General features: G+C 72.1%; 11 protein-coding genes. All 11 read left to right on the forward strand.

From position 1 onward, the window contains the following. The first annotated feature begins 45 nt into the window (after positions 1-45). Positions 46-1,086 (forward strand): phenylalanine--tRNA ligase subunit alpha, encoded by a 1,041-nt coding sequence (gene pheS, locus HUN58_RS05795; RefSeq protein ID WP_114849564.1) that lies wholly within the window; start codon positions 46-48, stop codon positions 1,084-1,086. Continuing rightward, positions 1,086-3,581, forward strand: a complete 2,496-nt coding sequence (pheT, locus tag HUN58_RS05800; RefSeq protein ID WP_180224667.1) for a phenylalanine--tRNA ligase subunit beta — start codon at positions 1,086-1,088, stop codon at positions 3,579-3,581. Before pheS ends, pheT begins: the two co-directional genes overlap by 1 nt. A 75-nt stretch (positions 3,582-3,656) precedes the next feature. Next, complete coding sequence (locus HUN58_RS05805; protein WP_058742101.1) at positions 3,657-4,754, forward strand: N-acetyl-gamma-glutamyl-phosphate reductase; 1,098 nt, start codon at positions 3,657-3,659, stop codon at positions 4,752-4,754. Positions 4,755-4,759: 5 nt separating this feature from the next. Next, entirely contained in the window at positions 4,760-5,950 is a 1,191-nt protein-coding gene (gene argJ, locus HUN58_RS05810) for a bifunctional glutamate N-acetyltransferase/amino-acid acetyltransferase ArgJ (RefSeq protein WP_229666867.1), read from the forward strand. Beyond that, positions 5,950-6,978, forward strand: a complete 1,029-nt coding sequence (argB, locus tag HUN58_RS05815) for an acetylglutamate kinase (RefSeq protein ID WP_058742102.1) — start codon at positions 5,950-5,952, stop codon at positions 6,976-6,978. Before argJ ends, argB begins: the two co-directional genes overlap by 1 nt. After that, positions 6,975-8,195 carry an acetylornithine transaminase gene (locus HUN58_RS05820; RefSeq protein ID WP_180224668.1) on the forward strand — a complete coding sequence of 407 codons (1,221 nt, stop codon included), beginning with the start codon at positions 6,975-6,977 and terminating at the stop codon, positions 8,193-8,195. The genes argB and HUN58_RS05820 overlap by 4 nt, the downstream gene beginning before the upstream one ends. Then, positions 8,192-9,115 carry an ornithine carbamoyltransferase gene (argF, locus tag HUN58_RS05825; protein WP_180224669.1) on the forward strand — a complete coding sequence of 308 codons (924 nt, stop codon included), beginning with the start codon at positions 8,192-8,194 and terminating at the stop codon, positions 9,113-9,115. Before HUN58_RS05820 ends, argF begins: the two co-directional genes overlap by 4 nt. Before the next feature lie 70 nt (positions 9,116-9,185). Continuing rightward, positions 9,186-10,361: an argininosuccinate synthase domain-containing protein gene (locus HUN58_RS05830; protein ID WP_180224670.1), complete on the forward strand. Its 1,176-nt coding sequence runs from the start codon at positions 9,186-9,188 to the stop codon at positions 10,359-10,361. A 75-nt stretch (positions 10,362-10,436) separates the two neighbouring features. Next, positions 10,437-11,885, forward strand: coding sequence for an argininosuccinate lyase (gene argH, locus HUN58_RS05835; protein WP_180224671.1), 1,449 nt, complete (start codon positions 10,437-10,439; stop codon positions 11,883-11,885). Beyond that, entirely contained in the window at positions 11,882-12,562 is a 681-nt protein-coding gene (locus HUN58_RS05840; protein ID WP_180224672.1) for a DNA-3-methyladenine glycosylase, read from the forward strand. Before argH ends, HUN58_RS05840 begins: the two co-directional genes overlap by 4 nt. A 64-nt stretch (positions 12,563-12,626) precedes the next feature. After that, positions 12,627-13,940: a tyrosine--tRNA ligase gene (tyrS, locus tag HUN58_RS05845; RefSeq protein WP_058742108.1), complete on the forward strand. Its 1,314-nt coding sequence runs from the start codon at positions 12,627-12,629 to the stop codon at positions 13,938-13,940. The last annotated feature ends 732 nt before the right edge of the window (positions 13,941-14,672 follow it).

Genomic DNA, 14,672 nt, shown 5'->3' on the forward strand with positions numbered 1-14,672 from the left:
CGGTACAGGACGGCGGTATCCCATCGGCCGGTAGGCTTGGGCCTCGTGTCAGAACACCTCGAGATCAGCGAACCGGCCGTCGCCGCCGCCGTGGACGAGGCCCTCGCCGCCGTCCGTGCCGCGACGACCGTGGCGGAGCTGAAGCAGGCCCGGGCCGAGCACACCGGCGAGCAGTCCCCGCTCGCACGGATGAACGCGGCGATGCGCAGCGTCCCGAAGGAGCAGAAGGCCGCGGCCGGCAAGCTCGTCGGGCAGGCCCGTGGGCAGGTGAACCAGGCGATCGCCGCGCAGGAGAGCGTCCTGGCCGAGGCCGAGGAGCACGCGCGGCTCGAGGCCGAGCGCGTCGACGTCACCGCCCTGCCGAGCCGACGCACGCCGGGCTCGCGCCACCCGCTGTCGCTCCTCAACGAGACCGTCGCCGACATCTTCGTCGGCATGGGGTGGGAGGTGGCGGAGGGTCCCGAGCTCGAGCACGAGTGGTTCAACTTCGACGCACTGAACTTCGACCAGGACCACCCGGCCCGGGCGATGGCGGACACCGTCTTCGTCGAGCCGGTCGACCGGCACCTCGTGATGCGCACGCACACGTCGCCCGTCCAGGTCCGGTCGCTGCTCTCCCGCGAGCTGCCGCTGTACGTGATCGCCCCCGGACGCGTCTACCGCGCCGACGAGCTCGACGCGACGCACCTGCCGGTCTTCACCCAGGTCGAGGGCATCGCGATCGACAGGGGCCTGACGATGGCGCACCTCCGTGGCACGCTCGAGCACTTCGCCCGCCAGGTCTTCGGCGACGAAGCGCAGATCCGCCTGCGCCCGAACTACTTCCCGTTCACCGAGCCGAGCGCCGAGATGGACGTCTGGCAGCCGAACGCCAAGGGCGGTGCCCGCTGGGTCGAGTGGGGCGGCTGCGGCATGGTGAACCCCAACGTCCTGCGTGCCGCCGGGATCGACCCGGACGAGTACCAGGGCTTCGCGTTCGGGATGGGCATCGAGCGGACGCTGCAGTTCCGCAACGGCCTGAACGACATGCGTGACTTCCTCGAGGGCGACATCCGCTTCTCGCAGCAGTTCGGAACGGTGGTCTGATGCGCGTCCCAGTCCGTTGGCTCGGCGAGAGCGTCGACCTCCCCGACGACGTCAGCCTCGAGCACGTCCACGCCGCGCTGGTGTCGGTCGGCTTCGAGGAAGAAGCGGTCCACACCTTCGACCTCACCGGCCCGGTCGTGGTCGGCCGGGTGCTGTCGCGCGAGCCGGAGCCGCAGAAGAACGGCAAGACCATCAACTGGTGCCAGGTGGACGTCGGCGAGCCCGAGCCCCGCGGCATCGTCTGCGGCGCGCACAACTTCGACGTCGGTGACCTCGTCGTGGTCACGCTGCCCGGAGCCGTCCTGCCCGGACCGTTCCCGATCGCCGCGCGCAAGACCTACGGCCACGTGTCGGACGGCATGATCGCCTCGGCCCGTGAACTCGGGCTCGGTGACGAGCACGACGGCATCCTGCGCTTCGCCGACCTCGGCATGGAGCCCGAGGTCGGTGCGGACGCTATCGGCCTGCTCGGGCTCGACGACGCGGCGGTCGAGATCAACGTCACGCCGGACCGCGGCTACGCCATGAGCCTGCGCGGCGTCGCCCGCGAGTACGCCCACGCGACCGGCGCGAGCTTCCACGACCCAGCAGAGCGCGTGACGCCCCGTTCCGGCGAGGGCTTCCGGGTCACGATCGACGACCGGGCGCCGATCCGCGGCCGCGTCGGTGCGCACACCTTCGTGACGCGCGTCGTCCGGGGTATCGACCCGGCGCGGACGACACCGGCGTGGATGGTGTCCCGCCTGGCCCTCGCCGGTGTGCGGTCGATCTCGCTGCCGGTCGACATCACGAACTACGTCATGTTCGAGCTCGGGCAGCCGCTGCACGGCTACGACCTCGCGAAGGTGCAGGGCGGACTCGGTGTCCGGCGTGCGACCGCGGGGGAGCAGCTCGTCACGCTCGACGACACCACCCGTACGCTCGACGCCGAGGACCTCGTCATCACCGACGACCAGGGGCCGGTCGGTCTCGCCGGTGTGATGGGCGGCGCGCGGACCGAGATCTCCGACACCACGACCGACGTCCTGATCGAGGCCGCCGGCTTCGACCAGGTGTCGATCGCGCGCACGGCCCGTCGCCACAAGCTGCCGAGCGAGGCCTCGAAGCGCTTCGAGCGCGGCGTCGACCCGCTCGTGGCCGAGGCCGCCGCGAACCGCGCGGTCGAGCTCCTCGTCGAGCTCGCCGGCGGTACCCCGGACGCCCTGGGCTCGACGCTCGTCGACACCACCCCGCGCCCGCTCGTCACGATGCGGCTCCGTCGCCCCGCCGAGCTCATCGGCGTGGAGTACACCGACGCCGAGGTCATCGACACCCTCCGCGCGATCGGTGCCACGGTCGAGGTGGACGGCGAGCAGCTCGCGGTCACCGCCCCGAGCTGGCGCCCCGACCTGACCGACGACACGACCCTGGTCGAGGAGGTCGCCCGGATCGTCGGGTACGACCGCATCCCGAGCGTGCTCCCGGTGGCGCCGCCCGGACGTGGCCTCACCGCGCACCAGCGCGCCCGTCGTCGCGTCGCCGCGGCCCTCGCCTCGGCCGGTCTGTTCGAGGTCGTGACCGCGCCGTTCGTGTCCCGCGCCACGCAGGACGCGTACCCGGGCATCGACGGCACGGGCGGTCCGAGCGTCGTGCTCGCGAACGCGCTCGACAGCGAGCAGGACCTGCTCCGCCGCAGCGCCGTCCCCGCCCTCGTCGACGCGGCACGTCGGAACGTCTCCCGCGGACTCGTCGACGTCGCGCTCTACGAGACCTCCCGCGTCTTCCTGCCGGCGGCCGACACGGTGCTCGGCACGGACACGGTCCCGGCCGGGGCCGTCCGTCCCGGCGCGGACGTGCTCGCCGCCCTCGACGCCGCGCTGCCCGCGCAGCCCTTCCACGTCGCGGCCCTGCTCACGGGCAACCGCGTCGTGAAGCAGCCCGGCGTGCAGCCCGAGCCGTACGGCATCGCGGACGCCCTCGACGTCGCCCGCACGGTCGCCTGGGCGGTCGGCGGTGTGGAGCTCTCGGTCGCACAGACGTCGCACCCGTCCCTGCACCCGGGACGGGCGGCATCCCTGCTCGTCGGTGACACCGTGGTCGGCGTGGCCGGCGAGCTGCTGCCCGCGCTGACCGAGGCCGCGGTGCTGCCGCGGGTCGTCGCCGTCGTCGAGCTCGACCTCGACGCCCTCGTCGCCGCGGCGCCGGACCTGGCGTCGGTCGGACCGATCGTGTCGTACCCGGCGGCCACCCAGGACCTCTCCCTGGTCGTCGACGCGGACGTCCCTGCCGGTGACGTCCTCGCCGAGGTCCGCTCGGGCGCCGGCGAGCTGCTGGAGTATGCTCGGCTCGTGGACGACTACCGGGGCACCGGCGTGGACGAGGGACAGAAGTCCCTGACGTTCGCGCTGCGCTTCCGCGCCACGGACCGCACGCTGACCGCTGCCGAGGCCTCCGAGGCCCGTGACGGCGCCGTCCGACGTGCCGGCGAGCGATTCGGGGCGACCCTCCGCGACTGATCCCGACGGATCAGCACCGCGCGGGGCCGCCGCCTCCGACTCCCTCGACGACCAGTCCGACCAAAGGTGGAACCCATGTCCGTATCCGTCGCCGTGGCGGGAGCCTCCGGCTACGCGGGTGGTGAGCTCCTGCGCGTGCTCGCCGCCCATCCGGAGTTCGACGTCAGGACGGTGACCGCGTACTCCAACGCCGGTCAGCCGCTCATCGCGACCCAGCCGCACCTGCGATCGCTGGCCCACCTGACGCTCGTCGAGACGACCGCGGAGCACCTGCGCGGGCACGACGTGGTCTTCCTCGCGCTGCCGCACGGGCAGTCCGGGGCGATCACGGCGGAGCTGGACGAGGACACCCTCGTGGTGGACTGCGGTGCGGACCACCGGCTGACCGACCCCGCGGCGTGGGACGCGTTCTACGGCGGCGACTACCACGGCGCGTGGACGTACGGGCTGCCGGAGCTGCTGCACGCGGCGCCGACGCCGGGTTCGGCGGAGGAGTGGCGCGACGTCGACGACATCGCCGGCACCGGGCGCCAGCGCACCGAGCTCGCCGCGACGAAGCGCATCGCGGTCCCCGGGTGCAACGTGACAGCCGTCACCCTGGGCATCCAGCCGGGCATCCAGGCCGGGCTCGTCGAGTCGGACGACATCGTCGCCGTGCTCAGCGTCGGGCCGAGCGGAGCGGGCAAGAAGCTCGCGACCACGTACCTGGCCTCCGAGATCATGGGCTCCGCGAGCGCGTACGCCGTCGGTGGGACCCACCGGCACATCCCGGAGATCCAGCAGAACCTGGTGGCCGCAGGGGCTGGCGACGTGACGATCTCGTTCACCCCCGTGCTCGTCCCGATGTCGCGGGGGATCCTCGCGACGACGACGGCCCGGCTCGCGCCCGGCGTGAGCGCCCGGGACGTCCGGCTGGCCTGGGAGCAGGCGTACGCGGACGAGCCGTTCGTGCACCTCCTGCCGCAGGGCGAGTTCCCGCGGACGGCCGACACCGTCGGCGCGAACACCTGCCTGGTCGGACTCGCCGTCGACGAGGCCGCCGGCCGCGTCGTCGCGGTCTCGGCCCTCGACAACCTCGCGAAGGGGACCGCCGGTGCCGCGGTCCAGTCCGCGAACATCGCCCTCGGCTTCCCCGAGACCCTGGGCCTCAGCGTGGACGGAGTCGCACCGTGACCGACGTGACCGAGACGGACGACGCAGGCACGAGCCTCCAGGGCGTGACCGCGGCAGCGGGGTTCCGCGCCGCGGGCGTGACCGCCGGTCTCAAGGAGAGCGGCAAGCCCGACGTCGCGCTCGTCGTCAACGACGGACCGGACGCCGCGGTGGCCGCGGTGTTCACCACGAACCGTGCGCAGGCGCACCCCGTGATCTGGTCGCGCCAGGTCGTCGGCGACGGGACCGCCCGCGCCGTCGTGCTGAACTCCGGCGGTGCGAACTGCTTCACCGGGCCGTTCGGCTTCCAGACCACCCACCTGACGGCCGAGGCCGTCGGCGACGCCCTCGGCGTCGGTGCGGGCGACGTCGTCGTCTGCTCGACCGGCCTCATCGGCCGCGGCGACCAGACCTTCCGCGACGGTGTGCTCCGCGGGGTCGACCTCGCAGCTGCCGCGCTGTCCGCGGACGGCGGGCCGGACGCCGCCGCGGCGATCATGACGACCGACACCCGCGCGAAGCAGTCGGTCGTGACCGAGGACGGCTGGACCGTCGGCGGCATGGCAAAGGGTGCGGGGATGCTCGCGCCGGGGCTCGCGACGATGCTCGTGGTGATCACCACGGACGCCGTGCAGACCCCGGCCCAGCTCGACGACGCCCTGCGCGCCGCGACCCGCGTCACCTTCGACCGCGTGGACTCCGACGGCTGCATGTCGACGAACGACACCGTCGTGCTGCTGTCGTCCGGCGCGAGCGGAGTCACCCCGGAGGTCGGTGACTTCCAGGAGGCACTGACGGCCGTCTGCGCGGACCTCGCCCGCCAGCTCCAGCAGGACGCCGAGGGTGCGAGCCACGACATCACGATCGCGGTGACCGGCGCGGTGTCCGAGGACGACGCGGTCGAGGTCGGCCGGAGCGTCGCCCGGAACAACCTGTTCAAGGCCGCGGTGTTCGGCAACGACCCCAACTGGGGGCGGGTGCTCGCCGCGATCGGCACGACCGACGCCGAGTTCGACCCGTACGCCGTCGATGTGAGCATGAACGGCGTCCGGGTGTGCCACGCGGGCGCGCCCGACCGACCCGTCGACGAGGTCGACCTCAGCCCGCGCGAGACGCACGTGCTCATCGAGCTCGGGGTCGGTCCGCACGCCGCGACGATCCTGACGAACGACCTGACGCACGACTACGTCCACGAGAACAGCGCGTACTCCAGCTGATGAGCGACCTCACCAAGGAAGAAGAGCACGAGCTCGCCGCCGTCAAGGCCGCGACGCTCATCGAGTCCCTGCCGTGGCTGAAGCGGTTCTCCGGCAAGACGGTCGTCGTGAAGTTCGGCGGCAACGCCATGGTGAACGACGACCTGAAGCGCGCGTTCGCGGAGGACATGGTCTACCTCCGGTACGCCGGCCTGCACCCGGTCGTGGTGCACGGCGGCGGCCCGCAGATCTCCGCCGCACTCAAGGAGCAGGGCATCGAGTCCGAGTTCCGGGGCGGCTACCGGGTCACGACCACCGAGGCGATCACGGTCGTCCGCGAGGTCCTGGCCGGCGAGGTGAACCGCGAGATCGTCGACCTGATGAACGAGCACGGCGACGGCCTGGCGGTCGGGGTGTTCGGTGACGGCGGTTCGCTGTTCACCGGCGAGAAGAAGGGCGTCGTCGTGGACGGCGAGCACTTCGACCTCGGCCACGTCGGCGACATCACGCACGTCGACCCGTCCGGCGTCCTGGCCGCGATCGAAGCCGGCCGCATCCCGGTCGTGTCGAGCATCGCGATCGACGACGCCCACCCGGACCAGGCCCTCAACGTGAACGCCGACGCCGCGGCCGGCGCACTCGCGATCGCCCTCGGCGCCGCGAAGCTGCTCATGCTGACCGACGTTCCCGGCCTCTACCGCAACTGGCCGGACCGGGACTCGATCATCGACCTCATCGCGGTCGAGGAACTCCGGGAGCTCCTGCCGAGCCTCGAGTCCGGCATGATCCCGAAGATGACCGCGTGCCTGGACGCCGTGGTCGGCGGTGTCGGCGGTGCGACGATCATCGACGGTCGCATCCCGCACTCGATCCTGCTCGAGGTCTTCACCCTCCGCGGCGCGGGGACCGAGGTCATCCCGGACCCGAGCCGTCGCACTGAGAACCAGAACACCCACGCCGAGGTCGGCCGACGGGTCCCCGAGTCCGCAGCGGACCCGGGCCGGCACGCAGCCGACGCCGACACCACGCAGAAGGGGAACGAGCAGTGAGCACCGAGACGCAGACCCAGACCTGGAACGACCGGTTCGGGGCGTCGCTCATGCGATCCCTGCCCGCCCCGAAGATCATGCTCGAGCGTGGGAAGGGCTGCCGTGTCTGGGACGTCGACGGCAACGAGTACCTGGACTTCCTCGCCGGCATCGCGGTGAACTCCCTCGGCCACGCGCACCCGGCGCTCGTCGAGGCGGTCGCCGACCAGGCCGCCAAGCTCGTGCACGTCTCCAACTACTTCGCGACCCCGCCGCAGCTCGAACTCGCCGAGCGCCTCAAGCGCATCACGGGCGCCGGGGACGCCGGGCGCGTGTACTTCGGCAACTCCGGGGCCGAGGCGAACGAGGCCGCCTTCAAGCTCGCGCGCCTGAACAAGGGCGCCGACGGGCGCAAGACCCGCATCCTCGCGCTCAAGCAGGGCTTCCACGGCCGCACCATGGGCGCCCTCGCGCTGACCGGCAAGCCCGCGCTGCAGCGGGACTTCCTGCCGATGGTGGCCGGTGTGGACCACATCGACTCCACGGTCGAGGCACTCGAGGCCGCGATCGACGACACCGTGGCGGCCCTCATCGTCGAGCCGATCAAGGGCGAAGCCGGCGTGGTGGACCTGCCCGAGGGCTTCCTGCTCGCGGCCCGTCGCCTGACCGAGGAGCACGGCGCGCTGTTCATCCTCGACGAGATCCAGACCGGGGTCGGCCGGACCGGCAACTGGTTCACCTTCCAGGGCCACGGGTTCACGCCGGACGCGGTCACGATCGCCAAGGGCATCGCAGGGGGCTTCCCGATCGGCGCCCTCGTCACCTTCGGCTGGGCCTCGGAGCTCTTCTCCGCCGGGCAGCACGGGTCGACCTTCGGCGGGAACCCGCTCGGCACGCGGGTCGCGAACGCGGTCCTCGCGGAGATCGAGCGGGCCGACCTGGTCGCCGGTGCCGTCACGAAGGGCGAGCGCATCCGCGCCGGCATCGCGAGCCTCGGTTCGCCGCTGGTGGACGAGGTCCGCGGGACGGGCCTGCTCATCGGCGTCGGGCTGGCCGCCCCGGTCGCCGCCGCCGTCAACGCCGCCGCGCTCGAGCGCGGTCTCATCATCAACGCCCCGAACGAGTCGAGCCTGCGCATCGCGCCGCCGCTCATCGTGTCCGACGCCGAGATCGACGAGTTCGTGTCGATCCTCGGCCAGAGCCTCGCGGCCGCCGCCGCCCAGGAGACCTCAGCATGACCCGCCACTTCCTCCGGGACGACGACCTCACCCAGGCCGAGCAGTCCGCGATCCTCGACCTGGCCGCCCGCATGAAGGCCGACCGCTGGGCCGAGAAGCCGCTCGCCGGCCCGCAGTCGGTCGCGGTGATCTTCGACAAGTCGTCCACCCGCACCCGGGTGTCCTTCCACGTCGGGATCTCCGACCTCGGCGGCAGCCCGCTCGTGATCACCACGGCGAACAGCCAGCTCGGCGGCAAGGAGACCCCGTCGGACACGGCCCGCGTGCTCGAGCGCATGGTGTCGGCGATCGTGTGGCGCACCTACGCCCAGTCCGGACTCGAGGAGATGGCCGAGGGCACCCGCGTGCCCGTCGTCAACGCGCTGTCCGACGACTTCCACCCGTGCCAGCTCCTCGCCGACCTGCTCACCATCCGCGAGCACCGCGGTGCCCTGGCCGGACAGACGGTCGCGTTCGTCGGCGACGGCGCGAGCAACATGGCGCAGTCGTACCTGCTCGCGGGTGCCACCGCCGGCATGCACGTCCGCGTCGCCGCCCCCGCGGCCTTCAGCCCGGACGCCGTGGTCGTCAGCGACGCCGAGCGCCGAGCCGCCGAGACGGGCGGGTCGGTCCTCGTCGTGACGGATCCGGTGGCCGCGGTCGCCGGCGCGGACGTCGTCGTCACCGACACCTGGGTCTCGATGGGCAAGGAGGACGAGAAGCAGTCGCGCCTCGAGACCTTCGCGGGCTACCGCGTGGACGACGAACTGCTCGCGCACGCCGCGGACGACGCCGTCTTCATGCACTGCCTGCCGGCGGACCGTGGGTACGAGGTGACCGCAGAGGTCATCGACGGTCCGCGCAGCATCATCTGGGACGAGGCGGAGAACCGGCTGCACGCCCAGAAGGCCCTGCTCGCCTGGCTGCTCGCCGCCGCCTGATCCGCCCCGCGGCACCAGCCCCGCGGAGCCAGCCCCGCAGACCCCGTCCCGCCCGTCCGGAAGGAGCCCCGTGACCGACCGCATCGTCGTGGCGGCCTCAGCCGGCGTCGATCCCGCCGAGGCCGTCGCCCGGCTCGCCCACAGCGGCCCCGCGGACGACCACACTGCGCTCGGCCCGTCCGACCGCGAGGTCATCGCGCTCGTCGTCGACGTCGGCGGGCGGAGCCGCGACGTCGAGCAGGTGCGGGACCGCGCCCGAGCGGCCGGAGCCGTCGACGCGATCGTCGTCGACGCGAAGACGGAGTACGCCGAGCGGTACGTGGTTCCCGCCCTGCGCGCGAACGCCCTCGACACGGGGCGCTCGCTCGTCCCCGCGCTCCGACGGCCCCTCGTCGCCGCCCACCTGGTGACGACCGCCCGGCAGCTCGGCGCCGGGCTGGTCGCACACGCGACGGCCGCCCCGGACGAGCCGGCCCTCGCCGCCCTGGTCGGCGGCGTGGACCCGGACCTCGAGGTCGTGCCGGTGCCGCCGGACGCGGTCCCGACGGGGGCGGAGCAGGACCTGTGGGGCCGACTCGTCCCGGCGACCGGCACGACCGGGCCGGCGGCGGGACCGCCGACCGGCACGGCGACCGACCCCGCGGACGACCCCTGGGCCGCGCCGACCGACACCGGGTGGCTGCGCACGCAGGACCCCGTCACCGTCCCGGACCCCGACGGGGTCACCGTGACGTTCGAGCACGGCGTCCCCGTCGCCCTGGACGGTCAGCGCTTCGGGATCGTCCGGCTCCTGCAGGAACTCGACGCCCTCGCGGGACGGCACGGGATCGGCCGGCACGACGTGGTCGTGGACCTGCGTGACGGCCGCAAGGCCCGGCACGTCGCCGAGACCCCGGCCGCGACGGCCCTGACGGTCGCGCACCGGGACCTCGAACGGCTCACGCTCGAGCGGGACGTCGCCGTGTTCTCCCGCGGTGTCGAAGCCGAGTGGGCACGGCTCGTCGTCGACGGCGCATGGAACTCGGGGCTCCGCCGGGGCCTCGACGCGTTCCTGGAGCAGACCCAGCAGCACGTCTCCGGCGAGGTCCGGCTCCGGCTGCACGGCGGCGGAGCGGTGGTCACCGGACGCCGCTCGGAGCAGAGCCTCTACGACTTCGAGCTCGCCGCGGCCCCTGGTGCGACGAGCCTCGCCGACGCCTGGGCCCGCCCGGGCAGGACCGCCGCCCGACGCAACCGGGCCAACTGACCCTCCCGACCAGCGCCCGGCCAGAGCACGACACGACCACTCCAGACCCCGCACCACCGAACGACGCAGGACGACATGAGCGACGCGAACCAGCCGACCAAGACCGACGCCACCAACACGGGCGCCCTCTGGGGTGCCCGCTTCGCAGACGGGCCGAGCGCCGAGCTCGCCGCGCTGTCCCGATCGACGCAGTTCGACTGGCAGCTCGCCCCGTACGACATCGCCGGGTCCCGGGCTCACGCCCGTGCCCTGCACACCGCTGGGTACCTGACCGCGGACGAACTCGAGCGGATGCTCGCGGGACTGGACCGCCTCGAGACCGCCCACGCCGACGGCTCCCTGCAGCCCGCGGACGGCGACGAGGACGTGCACGGCGCCCTCGAACGCCTGCTCATCGCCGACCTCGGTCCGGAGCTCGGCGGCAAGCTCCGCGCCGGCCGCAGCCGGAACGACCAGATCGCGACGCTCGGACGCATGCACATGCTCGACCACGCGCGCCGGATCGGGCACCTCGTGATCGACCTGGTCGACGCACTCAGCCAGCAGGCCAACGAGCACCCCGGGGCGATCATGCCGGGCCGGACCCACCTGCAGCACGCGCAGCCCGTGCTCCTCGCGCACCACCTGCTCGCGCACGCATGGCCGCTCGTCCGCGACCTCGAGCGGCTCCGCGACTGGGCCGACCGTGCGAGCGTCAGCCCGTACGGCGCCGGGGCCCTCGCCGGGAGTTCGCTCGGGCTCGACCCGACGGCCATCGCGCACGAGCTCGGCTTCGCCCGCCCGGCGGACAACTCGATCGACGCCACGGCCGCTCGCGACGTCGTCGCCGAGTTCGCGTTCGTGCTCGCGCAGATCGGCATCGACGTCTCCCGCCTGGCGGAAGAGGTCATCCTCTGGAACACGAAGGAGTTCGGGTTCGTCCGGCTGCACGACGCGTTCTCGACCGGGTCGAGCATCATGCCGCAGAAGAAGAACCCGGACATCGCCGAGCTCGCACGCGGCAAGTCCGGGCGCCTCGTCGGCAACCTCACCGGGCTGCTCGCGACGCTGAAGGGCCTGCCGCTCGCGTACAACCGTGACCTGCAGGAGGACAAGGAGCCCGTGTTCGACTCGGTCGCGCAGCTCGAGGTCCTGCTCCCCGCGTTCACCGGAATGATCGCGACGCTGACCTTCGACACCGACCGCATGGCCGCCCTCGCGCCGCAGGGCTTCTCGCTCGCGACCGACGTCGCCGAGTGGCTCGTCCGCCAGGGGGTGCCGTTCCGCGACGCGCACGAGGTCTCCGGCGCGCTCGTGCGGCACTGCGAGGAGCGCGGCATCGAGCTCGACGAGCCGACCGACGACGAGTACCGCGCGGTGTCCGCGCACCTCGCGCCCGAGGTCCGCGGCGTCCTGACGATCGAGGGCAGCGTCGCGTCGCGGTCCGGCGTCGGCGGCACCGCGACCGACCGGGTCGCCGAGCAGCTCGCGTCGCTGACCCGGCGCGTCCACGACCTCGCCGCGGGGGCGCCGTTCGCGCGATGACCTCGCCGCTCCACGCCCTCCTCGAGCTGCCGGCGCCGACCTCGGCGCCGGCGCTCCTCGGCGCGACGATCACGGGCAAGGGCGTCGTCCTCCGCATCACCGAGGTCGAGGCGTACTGGGGTCCGACCGACCCGGGCTCGCACGGGCACCGCGGCATGACCGAGCGCAACCGCCACCTGTTCGGCTCGCCGGGGACCCTCTACGCCTACCGCTCGTACGGCATCCACACGTGCGTCAACGTCGTGAGCGGTCCCGAGGGCACCTCCTCGGGGTCGCTCCTGCGGGCCGCCGAGGTCGTGGACGGCGTGCCGGTGGCGCGTGGCCGCCGCGGTGACCGCCCGGTGGACACGGCGTTGGCCCGTGGCCCCGGCAACCTCGGCACCGCGCTCGGCGCGGTCCTCGGGACGGACGACGGCACGTCACTGCTCGACGGCTCCGGCCCCTACGTGCTCGCCCTGGCACCCGGCCTGGAGGCGCGGATCACCGCCGACGGGCCCGCTGCGGTCGTCGACGCGCTCCTGTCCGCAGGATCCGGCGCGGCCGGACCGCGCATCGCGCGCGGGCCGCGGACGGGCGTCGGCGGCGTCGCCGGCGGCGCCGCCTTCCCCTGGCGCTTCTGGCTCGCGGGCGACCCCACGGTGTCCGCGTACCGACGACACAAGGGTGCCCTCGACTGACGGAGCCGCCCCGCGCCTCCAGTCCGGATCCCGGTGCGCGCCCGCGCGCCGCTACGATCGTCGTGTGTCCAGCGCAACCGATCACGATGTCCTGACACGTCAGCGGAACGACCCCACCTTCGCCTCGGTGTGGGACGAACTGCGCTGGCGTGGTCTGGTGCACGTCTCCACGGACGAGACGGCACTCAAGGAGGCCCTCGACGGCGAGCCGGTCACCTACTACTGCGGCTTCGACCCGACCGCCCCGTCGCTGCACTGCGGCAACCTGCTCCAGCTGCTGACCATGCGGCGGCTGCAGCTCGCCGGGCACCGGCCCCTCGCGCTCGTCGGCGGGTCGACCGGACTCATCGGCGACCCGCGCCCGACGGCAGAGCGCACGCTGAACACCCGTGAGACCGTCGCCGACTGGGTGTCGCGGCTGCAGGCGCAGGTGTCGCGGTTCCTCAGCGCGGACGGCGACAACGGCGTCCGGCTCGTGAACAACCTCGACTGGACGTCGCCGCTGACGGCGATCGACTTCCTGCGCGAGGTCGGCAAGTACTTCCGCGTCAACAGCATGCTCAAGAAGGACGCCGTCGCGGCGCGCCTGAACTCCGATGCGGGCATCAGCTACACGGAGTTCAGCTACCAGATCCTGCAGGGACTCGACTACCGCGAACTGTACCGGCAGTACGGGTGCACGCTCCAGACGGGCGGCTCCGACCAATGGGGCAACCTGACGTCGGGCACGGAGCTGATCCGGCGGTCCGAGGGTGCCTCGGTGCACGCCATCGGGACGCCGCTCATCACGAACTCCGACGGCACGAAGTTCGGCAAGAGCGAGGGCAACGCGATCTGGCTCGACCCGGAGATGACGTCGCCGTACGCCTTCTACCAGTTCTGGCTCAACACCGCGGACGCAGACGTGATCGCCCGGCTGCGGGAGTTCACCTTCCTGTCCCGCGAGGAGATCGAACGGCTCGAGCGTGCCGTCGCCGACGAGCCCTTCCGACGTGAGGCCCAGCGGACGCTGGCGTACGACGTCACCGCGACCGTGCACGGGCACGACGCCACCCAGGCCGCGATCGATGCCTCGGCCGCTCTGTTCGGCAACGGCGACCTCGCGGCGCTGGACGCGGAGACCCTGCGGTCCGCGGTCGCCGAGCTGCCTGGTTCGGCGTCGCTGGAGGGCGATGCCGACGTGGCGCGCGCCCTCGTGGAGACCGGACTCGTCAAGTCCCTGGGCGAGGCGCGGCGCGCGATCGACCAGGGCGGTGTGTACGTGAACAACGCACGTGCCGAGGACGCGACCGCACCGCTGTCCGGGCTCGCGCTCCCCGGTGGCGTGGTCGTCCTACGCCGGGGGAAGAAGACGCTCGCCGGCGTGACCCTGTCCTGATCGGATCCCGGAGCGTGTTGCAGAACGCGACACGCCCGGGAGCGGACACGGTTGGCGCTCGTCGGGATCCCTGCGTAGAGTTCTTACTCGTCACCCCAAAGGTGCGGCGGAGCGGCTGGAGCGAGAGCCCAGAGCCTGCCGGCCTCAAGCGGGCGCCATCCTCCACCGAAGTTCGATCCGGGTCTTGTGCTCGGTCGCTTCGACGCTTAGGATGAACACTCCACCGGCCCTCTCCCACGGGATGAGCCACAGGACCTCGGTCCGACGCGTTGCCGGTGACAACCAAGATCGAAAGCCCCTCTGTTGAGGTCCGGTGTTTGTCGGGCTGATTGGTGGGTGCGTCTGGTCCTTGAGAACTCAACAGCGTGCACATTGTCAATGCCAATTATTTTGACCCCGTGCGATCGTGGCTCTTTTGGGGTCACGGTTGTCGGAGACAATTCCTTTTGGATTGAATTGATTGTCAGTAGACAGTCTTTACGGTCAGTTTCAACTCGCTGACACTTTCGGGTGTTGGTTGTATTTTTTTACGGAGAGTTTGATCCTGGCTCAGGACGAACGCTGGCGGCGTGCTTAACACATGCAAGTCGAACGATGATGCCCAGCTTGCTGGGTGGATTAGTGGCGAACGGGTGAGTAACACGTGAGTAACCTGCCCCTGACTCTGGGATAAGCGTTGGAAACGACGTCTAATACTGGATATGACTGCCGGCCGCATGGTCTGGTGGTGGA

The sequence above is a fragment of the Curtobacterium sp. Csp1 genome (assembly GCF_013347185.1).

What these genes read in the sequence shown, in the direction of transcription:
- argF (WP_180224669.1), top strand. Translation starts at nt 8,192, where the DNA reads ATGACCCGCCACTTCCTCCGGGACGACGACCTCACCCAGGCCGAGCAG.
- argB (WP_058742102.1), top strand. Translation starts at nt 5,950, where the DNA reads ATGAGCGACCTCACCAAGGAAGAAGAGCACGAGCTCGCCGCCGTCAAG.
- HUN58_RS05805 (WP_058742101.1), top strand. Translation starts at nt 3,657, where the DNA reads ATGTCCGTATCCGTCGCCGTGGCGGGAGCCTCCGGCTACGCGGGTGGT.
- HUN58_RS05840 (WP_180224672.1), top strand. Translation starts at nt 11,882, where the DNA reads ATGACCTCGCCGCTCCACGCCCTCCTCGAGCTGCCGGCGCCGACCTCG.
- pheT (WP_180224667.1), top strand. Translation starts at nt 1,086, where the DNA reads ATGCGCGTCCCAGTCCGTTGGCTCGGCGAGAGCGTCGACCTCCCCGAC.
- argH (WP_180224671.1), top strand. Translation starts at nt 10,437, where the DNA reads ATGAGCGACGCGAACCAGCCGACCAAGACCGACGCCACCAACACGGGC.